Annotated in this window: 14 protein-coding genes; 2 read left to right on the top strand and 12 right to left on the bottom strand. The window is 70.3% G+C overall.

The features are described from left to right. Nucleotides 1-54: 54 nt before the first annotated feature. The 4 genes from hisH to DEJ00_RS11545 form a co-directional block, all read right to left on the bottom strand. Entirely contained in the window at nucleotides 55-693 is a 639-nt protein-coding gene (gene hisH / locus DEJ00_RS11530) for an imidazole glycerol phosphate synthase subunit HisH (RefSeq protein WP_071405609.1), read from the bottom strand. Further along, nucleotides 690-1,292, bottom strand: coding sequence for an imidazoleglycerol-phosphate dehydratase HisB (hisB, locus tag DEJ00_RS11535; RefSeq protein WP_027464776.1), 603 nt, complete (start codon nucleotides 1,290-1,292; stop codon nucleotides 690-692). The genes hisH and hisB overlap by 4 nt, the downstream gene beginning before the upstream one ends. Then, a complete protein-coding gene (locus DEJ00_RS11540) occupies nucleotides 1,289-2,395 on the bottom strand; it encodes a histidinol-phosphate transaminase (protein ID WP_111057443.1) in 1,107 nt (368 codons plus the stop codon). The genes hisB and DEJ00_RS11540 overlap by 4 nt, the downstream gene beginning before the upstream one ends. 64 nt (nucleotides 2,396-2,459) lie before the next feature. Further along, on the bottom strand, nucleotides 2,460-2,837 hold the full coding sequence (locus DEJ00_RS11545) for a LysM peptidoglycan-binding domain-containing protein (protein ID WP_111057444.1): 378 nt from the start codon (nucleotides 2,835-2,837) through the stop codon (nucleotides 2,460-2,462). Nucleotides 2,838-3,073: 236 nt separating this feature from the next. Here DEJ00_RS11545 and lexA point away from each other — a divergent pair, with 236 nt between their 5' ends. Then, nucleotides 3,074-3,718 carry a transcriptional repressor LexA gene (lexA, locus tag DEJ00_RS11550; protein ID WP_111057445.1) on the top strand — a complete coding sequence of 215 codons (645 nt, stop codon included), beginning with the start codon at nucleotides 3,074-3,076 and terminating at the stop codon, nucleotides 3,716-3,718. A 199-nt stretch (nucleotides 3,719-3,917) separates the two neighbouring features. Here the strand turns inward: lexA and hflX are convergent, their stop codons facing one another. Then, nucleotides 3,918-5,459, bottom strand: coding sequence for a GTPase HflX (gene hflX / locus DEJ00_RS11555; RefSeq protein WP_111057446.1), 1,542 nt, complete (start codon nucleotides 5,457-5,459; stop codon nucleotides 3,918-3,920). A 61-nt stretch (nucleotides 5,460-5,520) separates the two neighbouring features. On the opposite strand from hflX, the gene DEJ00_RS11560 reads away from it, so the two are divergent. Continuing rightward, nucleotides 5,521-6,132 carry a class I SAM-dependent methyltransferase gene (locus DEJ00_RS11560; RefSeq protein WP_111057447.1) on the top strand — a complete coding sequence of 204 codons (612 nt, stop codon included), beginning with the start codon at nucleotides 5,521-5,523 and terminating at the stop codon, nucleotides 6,130-6,132. Between the two features lie 154 nt (nucleotides 6,133-6,286). Here DEJ00_RS11560 and dapF read toward each other — a convergent pair whose 3' ends face one another. The 7 genes from dapF to DEJ00_RS11595 all read right to left on the bottom strand — a co-directional run bounded on the left by dapF (nucleotide 6,287) and on the right by DEJ00_RS11595 (nucleotide 12,531). Next, the gene (gene dapF / locus DEJ00_RS11565; protein ID WP_027464770.1) at nucleotides 6,287-7,177 is read right to left on the bottom strand and encodes a diaminopimelate epimerase; all 891 of its coding nucleotides are present in this window, start codon (nucleotides 7,175-7,177) and stop codon (nucleotides 6,287-6,289) included. After that, nucleotides 7,174-8,142 (bottom strand): tRNA (adenosine(37)-N6)-dimethylallyltransferase MiaA, encoded by a 969-nt coding sequence (gene miaA / locus DEJ00_RS11570; RefSeq protein ID WP_111057489.1) that lies wholly within the window; start codon nucleotides 8,140-8,142, stop codon nucleotides 7,174-7,176. The genes dapF and miaA overlap by 4 nt, the downstream gene beginning before the upstream one ends. Nucleotide 8,143: 1 nt before the next feature. Then, nucleotides 8,144-9,640, bottom strand: coding sequence for a tRNA (N6-isopentenyl adenosine(37)-C2)-methylthiotransferase MiaB (gene miaB / locus DEJ00_RS11575; RefSeq protein WP_027464768.1), 1,497 nt, complete (start codon nucleotides 9,638-9,640; stop codon nucleotides 8,144-8,146). Nucleotides 9,641-9,666: 26 nt separating this feature from the next. Next, nucleotides 9,667-10,581, bottom strand: coding sequence for a regulatory protein RecX (locus tag DEJ00_RS11580; RefSeq protein ID WP_111057448.1), 915 nt, complete (start codon nucleotides 10,579-10,581; stop codon nucleotides 9,667-9,669). Next, entirely contained in the window at nucleotides 10,578-11,639 is a 1,062-nt protein-coding gene (gene recA, locus DEJ00_RS11585) for a recombinase RecA (RefSeq protein ID WP_027464767.1), read from the bottom strand. The genes DEJ00_RS11580 and recA overlap by 4 nt, the downstream gene beginning before the upstream one ends. A gap of 272 nt (nucleotides 11,640-11,911) precedes the next feature. Then, complete coding sequence (locus DEJ00_RS11590; protein WP_027464766.1) at nucleotides 11,912-12,136, bottom strand: DUF3046 domain-containing protein; 225 nt, start codon at nucleotides 12,134-12,136, stop codon at nucleotides 11,912-11,914. 86 nt (nucleotides 12,137-12,222) lie between these two features. Further along, nucleotides 12,223-12,531 carry a helix-turn-helix domain-containing protein gene (locus DEJ00_RS11595; protein WP_027464765.1) on the bottom strand — a complete coding sequence of 103 codons (309 nt, stop codon included), beginning with the start codon at nucleotides 12,529-12,531 and terminating at the stop codon, nucleotides 12,223-12,225. Between the last annotated feature and the right edge of the window lie 101 nt (nucleotides 12,532-12,632).

A 12,632-nucleotide genomic window follows, 5' to 3' on the forward strand; every position in this document is an offset into this window, starting at 1 on the left:
CCGGGAGGCCCGGTGCGCGTCCGGCACGGGCGTCGCGCCCGGCAATGGCCGGGTTCAGAGCGAACGCACCCAGTTGGAGAGCAGGCGGATGCCCGGCTCGCCGGACTTCTCGGGGTGGAACTGCGTGGCGGTGAGCGGTCCGTTCTCGACCGCGGCGATGAACGGCTGCCCGTGCTCGGCCCACGTCAGACGGGGGGCACGGAACGGCCCGTACGCCTCGAGCGGGAAGTCGGTCACCCCGTAGGAGTGCACGAAGTAGAAGCGCTCGTCGTGCAGCCCGTCGAACAGCACGGAGTCCTCGGGGGCCTGCACGGTGTTCCAGCCCATGTGCGGCAGCACCTCGGCCTGGATCTCCTGCACGGTGCCGGGCCACTGACCGAGCCCTTCGACGTCGGCACCACGCTCGATGCCGCGCGAGAACAGGACCTGCATGCCGACGCAGATGCCGAGCACGGGTCGCCCGCCGGCCAGACGGTGGTCGACGATCTCGCCGCCCTGCACGCCCTCGAGCTGGTCGATCACGGCGGCGAACGCCCCGACACCGGGGACGAGCAGGCCGTCCGCCTTGAGCGCCGCCTGCTTGTCGGAGGTCAGGGTGACCTCGGCCCCGGCGCGCTCGAGCGCCTTGGCGGCGGAGTGGACGTTGCCCGACCCGTAGTCGAGGACGACGACGTTCGGCTTGGCGGCGGTCACAGAGCGCCCTTCGTCGAGGGGATGCCGTCGACGCGCGGGTCCAGTTCGACCGCCTTGCGCATGGCTCGGGCGAACGCCTTGAACTCGGCTTCGGCGATGTGGTGGGGGTCGCGGCCCTCGAGCACGCGGACGTGGACGGTGATGCCGGCGTTGAACGTGATCGCCTCGAACACGTGGCGGACCATCGAGCCGGTGAAGTGGCCACCGATGCGGTGGAACTCGAAGCCCGCGGGCTCGCCGGAGTGCACCAGGAACGGGCGCCCGGAGACGTCGACGACGGCCTGGGCCAGCGCTTCGTCGAGCGGCACGAGGGCGTCGCCGTAGCGGCCGATGCCGGAGCGGTCGCCGAGGGCCTGCTTGATCGCCTGTCCGAGCACGATCCCGGTGTCCTCGACCGTGTGGTGCACGTCGATGTCGGTGTCACCCGTGGAGCGCACGCGCAGGTCGATCAGGGAGTGCTTGCTGAACGCGGTCAGCATGTGGTCGAAGAACGGGACGGAGGTCGAGATCGACGAGGTCCCGGTGCCGTCCAGGTCGAGCTCGAGTTCGACACTCGATTCGCTCGTCGAACGGCTGATCGAGGCGGTGCGGGCGGTCATGCCTCAACCCTAACCGGCGGCTGCTCGGCGGCGACCTGCCGCATGGCGTCGAGGAACGCGGTCGTCTCGGCCTCGGTCCCCGCACTCACCCGCAGGTGGTTCGGGATCCCGAGGTCGCGCACGATGACGTCACGCTCGAGCAGCGCTTCGAACGCGGCGTGCGGGTCCGCCACACCACCGAACAGGACGAAGTTCGACCAGGTCTCGTAGGTGCGGTACCCCATGGCCTGGAGCTCGGTGACCATGCGGTCGCGCTGCCCCTTGATGTCATCGACCATCGCCAGCATCTCGGGGGCGTGCCGGAGTGCCGCGATCGCCGCCGCCTGGGTCAGCGCGGACAGGTGGTAGGGCAGCCGGACCAGCCGGACGGCGTCGACGACGGCGGGGTGCGCGGCCATGTACCCGACCCGGGCACCGGCGAACGCGAACGCCTTGCTCATCGTGCGGGAGACCACGAGGCGCTCGCGACCGGGCAGCAGCGTGAGGGCACTCGGAGCGTCGGACGGCATGAACTCGGCGTACGCCTCGTCCACCATCACGATGCCATCCGTCGCGTCGTAGGCGGCCGCGATCGTCTCGATCTCGAGCGGCGTGCCCGTCGGGTTGTTCGGCCCGCACAGGAACACGATGTCCGGCTGGTGCGCACGGATGGCCGCCACGACGGTCTCGGGCGAGATGCGGAACTCGTCGTCCCGCTGGGCCGGGATCCACGTGGTGCCGGTGCCCGACGCGAGGATCGAGTGCATCGAGTAGGTGGGCGGGAACCCGAGCACCGAGCGACCGGGCCCGCCGAACGCCTGGAGGAGCTGCTGCAACACCTCGTTGGACCCGTTCGCCGCCCAGAGCTGCTCGGCGGTCAGGTCGTGCCCGAGGTAGTCGGCAAGTGACTGCCGGAGCTCGGTGAACTCGCGGTCCGGGTACCGGTTGACCGTCAGCAGGGCCTGCCGGATCGACTCGACGATGTCCGCAGCGACGTCGTCGGGAACCGGATGCGTGTTCTCGTTGACGTTGAGCTGCACACGGACGTGCTTCTGCGGAGCGCCGTAGGGGCTCTGCCCGCGCAGGTCGTCTCGGATCGGGAGGTCTTCGAGCGTGAATGCCACCGATCCATCGTAGGCCGCTGTCACCGTGCGACGACCAGCCGTCTGGACGGCGCTGCTCGAGTGGCTACTCGCCGTCGGTGTACTTGGTGGGGATGGAGATCTCTTCGCCGGCCTGCAGCGCGGAGCCGTCGAGCGCGTTGAGGCTCACGACGTCCTGCACGAAGTCGCGCGGGTCCGAGTCGGGGGCCGTCTGCTCGGCCAGCTGCCAGAGTGTCTCGCCCGGCTGGATCGTCACGGTCTCGAACTGGGTGCGGGCGCCGCCGGCGGTGGCGTCACCGGCGGAGGCCTGTCCACCGTTCAGCACGCCGAGCGCGACGACGATGAGGAGCGGGAGCGCGGCGAGCGTCGTGAAGACGATGCGGCCGCGACGCGTCAGACGCAGGCGGGTACGCACGGCGGGCGCCGCGGTGCGCTGGATGTCAGCGATGGCGATGGTGCTCATGTCGTTCTTGCCTTCCCGTTCGGTGGAACCGAAGTCGTGTACCGAACATAGTTTCGAATCAGATGACGCACAAGTCCTGGGAGGGGATTTCTGCGGGGTTTTCTTGCGACACGCTCGAACAGGTGTTTGTCCGGCCCTGGCTGGTCGGATACTGTTTCGATCGACTGGGACAAGCCTGACGGGGACCACCGACATTCCCGCCGCGGCCGGACCGGCACCGACGAAAGCGAGACGACGTGGTGGACGAACTGCGGGGCCAGAAGCCGCTGACGCCGAAGCAGCAGGCGATCTTCGACGCGATCCGTGCGTCGATCGCCTCACGGGGCTACCCGCCGAGCATGCGCGAGATCGGCGACGCCGCCGGACTCTCCTCGCTCTCCAGCGTCTCCCACCAGCTCGGCCAGCTCGAGCTCGGGGGCTGGATCCGGCGCGACCCGAACCGTCCGCGTGCGCTGGAGGTCCTGGTCGACGAGCCGTCGACCGACGTCGGCGGCCCGGACATCGACGCCACCACGCTCGTGCCGCTCGTCGGCCGGATCGCCGCCGGTGTCCCGATCACCGCCGAGCAGCACGTCGACGAGATCATCCCGCTCCCCCGACAGCTCGTGGGCACCGGCGAGCTCTTCATGCTCAAGGTCGTCGGTGAGTCGATGATCGACGCCGCGATCTGCGACGGCGACTGGGTCGTCGTCCGGTCGCAGCAGACCGCCGAGAACGGTGACATCGTCGCGGCCATGCTCGACGAAGAGGCGACGGTCAAGGTCTTCCGCCAGCGCGACGGTCACACGTGGCTGCTGCCGCGCAACTCCGCCTTCGAGCCGATCCTCGGCGACGCCGCCTCGGTCCTCGGCAAGGTCGTCGCGGTCCTCCGCTCCCTCTGACCGCGACCCGCAAACCGCGCTGCACTGACGCGAGACGCCGTCGTCACCGTACGACGCCCCCAGCACGACGAAACGCCGCCGGATTCGGCGGCGTTTCGTGTGTTCCGGGGCGTCTCGCTGACGCGACGGCGTCCGGCGGACCCGTGACGGGCCTCCAGGCCGCGCGGCAGCGCTCTCCAGCGCCCGCCGGAGCCGGGCGTCAGACCGTCGGGACCGGCGTGACCACGTAGGGCTCGAGCTCGGCGACCTGCCGCTGGAAGACGCGCACCCGCAGGCGCGTGCCGTCCTCGACGTAGTCGACGGACTCGACCGAGCCGGTGTCGTGCAGCGACGACACCAGATCGCCGCGGTCGTACGGCACCACGATCGTCAGGTCGACGTCGGGCTCGGGCAGGCGGTCCTCGATGACGCTGAGGAGCTCCGGGATGCCCTCACCGGTGCGTGCCGACACGAACACCGCGTCCGGCACGAGTCCGATGAGCACGAGGCGCTGCGCGTCGTCGATCAGGTCGGCCTTGTTGAAGACGACGATCTCCGGGATGTCACCCGCACCGACGTCGCCGATGACCTCGCGCACGGTGGACAGCTGCGCCCCGGGGTCGGGGTGCGAGCCGTCGACCACGTGCACGATGACGTCGGCGTCGCCGACCTCTTCGAGGGTGGAGCGGAAGGCCTCGACGAGCTGGTGCGGCAGGTTGCGCACGAAGCCGACGGTGTCGGCGAACGTGTACTCACGGCCCTTCGTGCTCTCGGTCCGGCGGACCGTGGCGTCCAGCGTCGCGAACAGCTGGTTCTGCACCAGCACGCCCGCGCTCGTCAGCCGGTTGAGCAGCGAGGACTTGCCGGCGTTGGTGTAGCCCGCGATCGCGACACTGGGGACCTCGTTGCGGTTGCGCTCGGCACGCTTGGCCTCGCGCGCGGGTCGGAACCCGGCGATCTGGCGGCGGAGCTTGGCCATCCGGGTGTGGATGCGTCGGCGGTCCAGCTCGATCTTGGTCTCACCGGGGCCACGCGAACCCATGCCCGCACCGCCGGAGACCTGGCCACCGGCCTGCCGGGACATCGAGTCACCCCAACCACGCAGTCGCGGCAGCAGGTACTCGAGCTGGGCGAGTTCGACCTGCGCCTTGCCCTCGCGGCTCTTGGCGTGCTGGCTGAAGATGTCGAGGATCACGGCCGTGCGGTCGATCACCTTGACCTTCACGACATCCTCGAGCGCACGGCGCTGCGAGGGAGCGAGCTCGGTGTCCGCGATCACGGTGTCGGCGCCGGTGGCCTTCACGATCATCGCGAGTTCCTCGGCCTTGCCCTTGCCGAGGTAGGTCGAGGCGTCCGGGTGGGGCCGGCGCTGCAGGAGCCCGTCGAGCACGACCGCGCCGGCCGTCTCGGCCAGGGCGGACAGCTCGCGCAGGGAGTTCTCGGCGTCCTGCGCGTCGCCCTGGGGGTACACGCCGATGAGGACGACCTGCTCGAGCCGCAGCTGGCGGTACTCGACCTCGGTGACGTCCTCGAGTTCGGTGGAGAGGCCGGCGACACGGCGCAACGCCGCACGGTCCTCACGGTCGTACTGGTCACCGTCGCCGGTCCAGCTGCGGTCGTCGACCGACTGCGTCTGGATGGCCTGGGCGGGTGCGAAGATGGACGATGCTGCGCGGTGGTCTGCGTTGCGCAACACCCTCTCGACGAGACCGTCTGCGCTGTCGTCGTTGGTCTGGTGGTTCTGCTGATGGGTATCCGTCATCCTGTGCACAGGCTACCTCCGGACGCCCTCCGACACACTCGGTTGCCGGTACGGTTCATCCATGGCGAACGACCACTACTTCTCGGCCACCCCCGAGAGCGAACTCCGGCCGCGCCAGGTGCACGTCACGCTCGCCGGTCAGCCCCTCACCCTGTCGACCGCGGCGGGGGTCTTCAGCCCCGACGGCGTCGACCGCGGCACGAAGGTCCTGCTCGGTTCGGTGCCGGCACCGGCTGCCGACGGTGCCCTGCTCGACATCGGATGCGGCTGGGGCCCGATCGCGATCACCATGGCCCTGCAGTCCCCCGACGCCCACGTGTGGGGCGTCGACGTCAACGAGCGGGTGCTCGGGCTCGCGCGCGCCAACGCGGCTGCTGCCGGGGCGTCGAACGTCACGATCGCGCTGCCCGACGACGTCCCGGCCGACCTGCGCTTCCGCACGATCTGGTCGAACCCGCCGATCCGTGTCGGCAAGGACGAGCTGCACCAGATCCTGCTGACGTGGCTGCCCCGGCTCGAGGTCGGGGGCGACGCCTGGCTCGTCGTGTCGAAGGACCTCGGGGGCGACTCGCTGCAGAAGTGGCTCGTCGGTGCGCTCGGTTCGGGGTTCTCCGTCACCCGCGAGTCGACGGCCAAGGGCTTCCGCGTCATGCGGGTGCGCCGCAGCGCGTAGCGCGCGAGCGCGCACCGCGCGAGCGCAGCGCGCGAGCGCACCGCGCGAGCGCGCACATCGTGAGCAGAAATGGTCGGGTCGCCGCTGGGCACCCGACCATTTCTGCTCACGAAGCGCAACGGGGCGAAGCGCAACGGGGCGAAGCGCGCCCGCGTCAGACCGTCAGGTCGCCCGAGAACACGAGTTCGGCGGGCCCGGACAGCGACACGTGCTCGCCGTCCTCGGTCGCCGTCATCCGCACCGTCAGCAGCCCGCCCGGCACTCGCACACGCCAGGTGTCCGGCGCCCCCGCACCGACCCAGTAACGCGTGGCGAGGGCTGCCGCGACGGCCCCGGTACCGCACGAGAGCGTCTCACCGCTCCCCCGCTCGTGCACCCGCATCGTGATCTCGCCGACGCCGTCCTTGATGAGGGGGTCGCCGGGCAGCACGAACTCGACGTTCGCACCGTGCTCCGGTGCCGGGTCGAGCACCGGCAGGAAGGTCAGGTCGAGGTCGGCCAGTTCGTCCTCGGTCTCGACGGCGACGACCACGTGCGGGTTGCCCACGTCGATGCCGATGCCGGGCCGCGCCCCGTCGAGGTTCTTGGCCCGCACGAGCACGTCGTCGGAACCACCGCCCTCGATGCCCAGGCCCCAGCGGCCGAGGTCGGCGGCGAACCCGTTCGTGGTGCGCTGGATGTCGACCAGCCCCTTGCGGCTGCCGACGGTGAGCGTCTCGCCGGGAGCGAGCTCGACCAGGCCGGACTCGGTCAGGTACCGGGCGAACACGCGGATGCCGTTGCCGCACATCTCCGCGACCGTGCCGTCGGCGTTGTGGTAGTCCATGAACCAGGTCGCCTCGGGCTCGACGGCCACGAGCGCACGCCCCTCGGGGATCGCCTCGGACCGCACCGCGCGGATCACGCCGTCGCCGCCCACGCCGAAGCGACGGTCCGCGATGGCGCGGATCCGCTCGGGAGTCAGGTCGACGGTGGCGTCGGGGTCGGCGAACAGGACGAAGTCGTTGCCGGTCCCCTGGCCCTTGGTGAAGTGCAGCTCGGTCACGGCACGATCCTACGGGCCAGTTCCGACAGGTCGCCGCGGTCCGCCCCCGTGACGTCGAGCGTCTCGGCCTCGGCGTACCGGCGGAACCACGACACCTGCCGCCGGGCGTACTTCCGGGTCGCGATGCCGGTCGCCTCGACCGCCTGCTCCCGGGTCGACGTGCCGGCGAGCACCTCGAGCGCCTGCGAGTACCCGATGGCGCCCCGCGCGGTCCTGCCCTGCTCGAGTCCCTGCTCGCGGAGCGCCGCGACCTCGTCGACGAGTCCGGCCTCGAACATCCGAGCGGCGCGCTCGTGCAGCGCCGACACGAGCTGCTCGCGGTCACGCCGCAGGTGCAGGATCCGGGACGGTCGCCAGGCGCGGGGCGCGGCCGGGAGGCTCGGGGTCACGACCTCCGATCGGCTCGCGATCTCGAGTGCACGGATCAACCGCCGTGGGTTGCGTGCGTCGATCGTCGCGGCGGCCGACGGGTCGAGGGCGCGGAGTCGCTCGAGCAGGATGCCCGGGCCGAGCTCCTCGTGCTCGCGCTCGAGTTGCGCACGGAGCGCGGGGTCGGTGCCCGGGAACGCCAGGTCGAAGAGCACCGCGGAGACGTAGAGGCCGCTGCCGCCGACGAGGACGGCCACGCCGCCATCGGCCTGGATCCGGTCGACGTCGGCCCGGGCGGCGACCTGGTACGCGGCGACGCTCGCCTCGTCGGTGACGTCGAGCACGTCGAGCTCGTGGTGCGGGATGCCGCGCCGTTCGGCCGGCGGGAGCTTCGCGGTACCGATGTCCATGCCCCGGTACAGCTGCATGGCGTCCGCGTTGATGATCTCCGCGGGGCGGCCGGCAGCACGCAGCCGCTCCGCGATCGCGATGCCGAGGTCGGACTTCCCGGTGCCCGTCGCCCCGACCACCGCGATCAGGTCGGCAGTGGCAGCCGCAGTGGCACCGGCACCGGCACCGGCACCGGCGGGCGGCAGGTCAGCGCCCGACACGGAGCGTGGGCAGCCCGAGCGAGACCGGACGGGGCCCGTCGCCGGCGGCGGCAGCGGGCGTGGGCACGCCGCAGCTCTCGGCCTGCGCGCGGTCCCAGGCGTCACCGGCCCGGGTGCGTCGGATGCGCAGCGGAGCGTCGTCGTCGGCGAGCAGGAAGTGCGGTGCGGCACGGGTGATGTCGACGGTGACCACGTCGCCAGGGCGCGGGACCTCGGACCCGGAGGGCACGGTGAAGTGCACGAGCCGGGAGTCCTCCGCGCGACCGGAGAGCCGGCGGGTGGCGTCGTCCTTGCGGCCCTCCCCGGAGGCGACGAGCACCTCGACGCTCCGGCCGACCTGCAGCGCGTTCTCTTCCGCGGTGATGCGTTCCTGCAGGGCGACGAGTCGCTCGTAGCGCTCCTGCACGATGTGCTTCGGCAGCTGGTCGTCCATCGTCGCCGCCGGCGTGCCCGGGCGGATCGAGTACTGGAACGTGAACGCCGAGGCGAACCGCGCCTGCTCGACGACGCGCAGGGTGTCCTCGAAGTCGGCGTCGGTCTCACCGGGGAACCCGACGATGATGTCGGTGGAGATCGCCGCGTTCGGGATCTTCGCGCGGACGCGGTCGAGGATGCCGAGGAACCGCTCGCTGCGGTAGCTCCGGCGCATCGCCTTGAGCACCCGGTCGGAACCCGACTGCAGCGGCATGTGCAGCTGGGGCATCACGTTCGGGGTCTCGGCCATCGCGTCGATGACGTCGTCGGTGAAGGCCGCCGGGTGCGGGCTCGTGAAGCGGACGCGCTCGAGCCCCTCGATGGTGCCGGTGGCCCGCAGCAGCTTGCCGAACGCCTGTCGGTCGCCGAACTCGACCCCGTAGGAGTTCACGTTCTGCCCGAGCAGCGTGACCTCGATCGCGCCGTCGTCGACGAGCGCCTGGATCTCGGCCAGGACGTCACCGGGTCGGCGGTCCTTCTCCTTGCCGCGGAGCGAGGGGACGATGCAGAACGTGCAGGTGTTGTTGCAGCCGACCGAGATCGAGACCCACCCGCTGTGCGTCGAGTCGCGCTTGGTGGGCAGCGTCGACGGGAAGACGTCGAGTGCCTCGAGGATCTCGATCTGCGCCTCGTCGTTATGCCGTGCGCGTTCGAGCAGGGTCGGCAGGGACCCCATGTTGTGCGTGCCGAAGACGACGTCGACCCACGGCGCCTTCTCGAGGATGACGTTCTTGTCCTTCTGCGCCAGGCACCCACCGACGGCGATCTGCATGCCGGGGTGCTCGCGCTTGATCCCCGCGAGCTGCCCGAGGTTGCCGTAGAGACGGTTGTCCGCGTTCTCGCGCACCGCGCACGTGTTGATGACGACGACGTCGGCCTGCGCACCGTCCGCCGCGGTGTAGCCCGCGGCCTGCAACGACCCGCTCAACCGCTCGGAGTCGTGCACGTTCATCTGGCACCCGTAGGTGCGGACTTCGTAGGTGCGGGGGCGCGCTTCGACGGTGGCCATGGTCGTTCCAGTGTAGGTCGGAGCGACTACTCGAATCGTACGGTCCCGCGGCCGGGCTGCGGCCGTTTCCCGCCACCGTCGAGGGCACGTGCCACAGCGATCCGGACGACGCCGGAGCTGTAGCCCTTGCGCATCAGGAAGCCGGACAGCCGGCGTTCCGCCGTGGCCCGGTCGAGCCCGCGCATCTGCGGCGCCCGCTTGTCTGCGAGCTCTTGCGCACGGAGGAACTCGTCGTCCTCGTCGTCGGCGGCTTCGTCGAGTGCGGTGTCGATCGCCACCTGGTCGATCCCACGGCGACGGAGCTCCGTCACGACACCTTGTCGACCGAGACCCTTGCGGGCGTGCAGTCGGTCCACCAGGTCGGTGGCGAGGGCGACGTCGTCGAGGAGCCCGACACGGGTCAACCGTTCGATCTCGTGCTCGACCACGTCGGGGTCGAGGTCCTGCTGCAGCAGCAGGGTCCGCATCTCGGACTCGCTCACGCCCTTGCGGCCGAGCGCGCGCAGGCTGATCCGTTCGGCATCCGCCCGCTGTTCATCGAGCGGACGCGGTGCGTCGGCCGGGTCGATCTCCTCGCCGCCGGCGATGGAGAACACCGACGCGGTGGTGGCATCAGCGGTCTCGGAGTCGTAGCCGTCCTGCTCCGCACGGCTCGAGCGCCCGCTGCCGTCGCCGATCACGGGCGACACCCACGCTGCCGGCCCCCGGGCACCGTGCAGGGGCACCGGCGAATCGGCGTCGAACGATGCGGGGAACTCGTCCGCCCGGCCTTCGTCGGACTCGGGCAGGACCCAGCCGTCGGAGTCGCGCGGTTCGTCCGGTGACACCGGAGGCTCGGGGATGGCGGGCATCACCGGCGTGACAGGAGCGCGACGACGCGACCTCGCACCGAACAGGTCGGTGACCGGTGCGAGGCCGTCGTCGTCGTGGTCGGTGCTCACGCGCCCTTGCGCTCCGCGAGCTTCGGCGCGATCGACTCGACCGGGGCATCTTCGGCCTTGGCGCCGCCGACGCCGAGCTTGGCGAGGATCTTGCCTTCGATGTCGGCAGCGATCTCGGGGTTCTGGATCAGGAAGGAACGCGAGTTCTCCTTGCCCTGCCCGAGCTGGTCGCCGTCGTAGGTGTACCAGGCACCCGACTTCTTGACGATGCCGTGGTCGACACCGAAGTCGAGCAGCGAGCCTTCGCGCGAGATGCCGACGCCGTACAGGATGTCGAACTCGGCCTGCTTGAAGGGCGGCGCCATCTTGTTCTTGACGACCTTGACGCGTGTGCGGTTGCCCACCGCGTCGGTGCCGCTCTTGAGCGTTTCGATGCGACGGATGTCGAGACGGACGGACGCGTAGAACTTCAGCGCCTTGCCACCCGAGGTGGTCTCGGGCGAACCGAAGAACACGCCGATCTTCTCGCGCAGCTGGTTGATGAAGATCATCGTGGTCTGCGTCTGGTTCAGGCCACCGGCGAGCTTTCGCAGGGCCTGGGACATGAGGCGGGCCTGCAGACCGACGTGCGAGTCGCCCATCTCGCCCTCGATCTCGGCACGGGGCACGAGGGCCGCGACGGAGTCGATGACGATGAGGTCGATGGAGCCGGAGCGGACCAGCATGTCCGCGATCTCGAGCGCCTGCTCGGCGGTGTCGGGCTGCGACACGAGCAGGGCGTCGATGTCGACACCGAGCTTCTTGGCGTACTCGGGGTCGAGCGCGTGCTCGGCGTCGATGAAGGCCGCGATGCCACCGGCGCGCTGGGCGTTGGCGATGGCGTGGATGGTGAGGGTCGTCTTACCCGACGACTCCGGGCCGTAGATCTCGACGATGCGGCCACGGGGCAGGCCGCCGATGCCGAGCGCGACGTCCAGCGCCACCGACCCGGTCTGGATGACGTTGACGGGGGCGCGTTCGTCCGAACCGAGGCGCATGATCGCACCCTTGCCGAACTGCCTGTCGATCTGTGCGAGTGCGGTCTCGAGGGCCTTCTCGCGGTCTGCCGGTGATGGCATGGGGTGCTCCTTCGTGCTCGTGTTCGGCCGCCTGTAGGCTGTCGCGTCCACGCCGGCCGATGGTGCAAGGCCGATGGTTCTGCGACAAGGCTTCGGGCTGTTCCCGATGTCCATCAACCTATGGCGAGCCACCGACATCACTGCCGACGGTCACGCGATCTGTGGATGGAACACCCGGGCGACGCCGCTGTGGAGGAAGCTACCACCGATCGAACACGCGTTCGAGCAACACGCCGAACACAGTTTCGGATGATCGGCCCCGCGGAACCGGCTCAGTCCTGGGGTTCGGCCAGGCCCTTGCCGTGCCGACGGTCCATCGGGACGTCCTGCGAGTCACACAGCGCGTCCCACACCCGGCGGGCGTCGACACCGGCGGCGAGGGCGTCCACGGCGGAGCGACCGCCGAGCCCTTCGAGCACGACGTCACGGGTGACCACGGAACCGTAGGCCTCACCGAACACCTGGTCGACGGCTCGCCAGAACTCACTCACGCGCATCCGACCAGCCTAGGCGCGTGGTCGCGGGCCGGAACGCAGAACGCCCCCGCCGGGAAGGACCGGCGAGGGCGTTCGGTGCGATGCGCTCAGCGCACCGCGAGGTCGTTGTCGAACTCGGCGACGAGGTCGTCCGGGAGCGTGTCGGGGACGGGGGTCAGCCCCTCGACGATCGCGAGGCGGTCGCCCACTTCGCGCATGATGGTCGAGATGGGCGTGTCCAGAGCATCCGCGACGGACGCGAGGATCTCCGAGCTGGCTTCCTTCTGCCCGCGCTCGACCTCACTGAGGTACCCGAGCGCGACACTGGCCTTGGACGCGACCTGACGGAGGGTCCGGCCCTTCTGCAAGCGGAAGTCCCGGAGCACATCGCCGATTTCCTGACGAACGAGAACCATGAGAACTCCTCCTCTCTGTCGTCTCCGCGCCCGCTCGGTCCGGTGGATCGAGTTCGGGTTCAGCAACAATAGCGTTGCCGGTTGCAGCATGTTAGCCAGGC

This window comes from Curtobacterium sp. MCLR17_039 (assembly GCF_003234745.1).
Classification (GTDB): Bacteria; Actinomycetota; Actinomycetes; order Actinomycetales; family Microbacteriaceae; genus Curtobacterium; species Curtobacterium flaccumfaciens.

Coding starts and splice junctions, on each gene's coding strand:
- DEJ00_RS11590 (WP_027464766.1), bottom strand. CDS start 12,136: ATGCGCGTGAGTGAGTTCTGGCGAGCCGTCGACCAGGTGTTCGGTGAG.
- miaB (WP_027464768.1), bottom strand. CDS start 9,640: ATGGCCACCGTCGAAGCGCGCCCCCGCACCTACGAAGTCCGCACCTAC.
- hflX (WP_111057446.1), bottom strand. CDS start 5,459: ATGACGGATACCCATCAGCAGAACCACCAGACCAACGACGACAGCGCA.
- DEJ00_RS11545 (WP_111057444.1), bottom strand. CDS start 2,837: ATGAGCACCATCGCCATCGCTGACATCCAGCGCACCGCGGCGCCCGCC.
- recA (WP_027464767.1), bottom strand. CDS start 11,639: ATGCCATCACCGGCAGACCGCGAGAAGGCCCTCGAGACCGCACTCGCA.
- DEJ00_RS11595 (WP_027464765.1), bottom strand. CDS start 12,531: ATGGTTCTCGTTCGTCAGGAAATCGGCGATGTGCTCCGGGACTTCCGC.
- DEJ00_RS11560 (WP_111057447.1), top strand. CDS start 5,521: ATGGCGAACGACCACTACTTCTCGGCCACCCCCGAGAGCGAACTCCGG.
- hisB (WP_027464776.1), bottom strand. CDS start 1,292: ATGACCGCCCGCACCGCCTCGATCAGCCGTTCGACGAGCGAATCGAGT.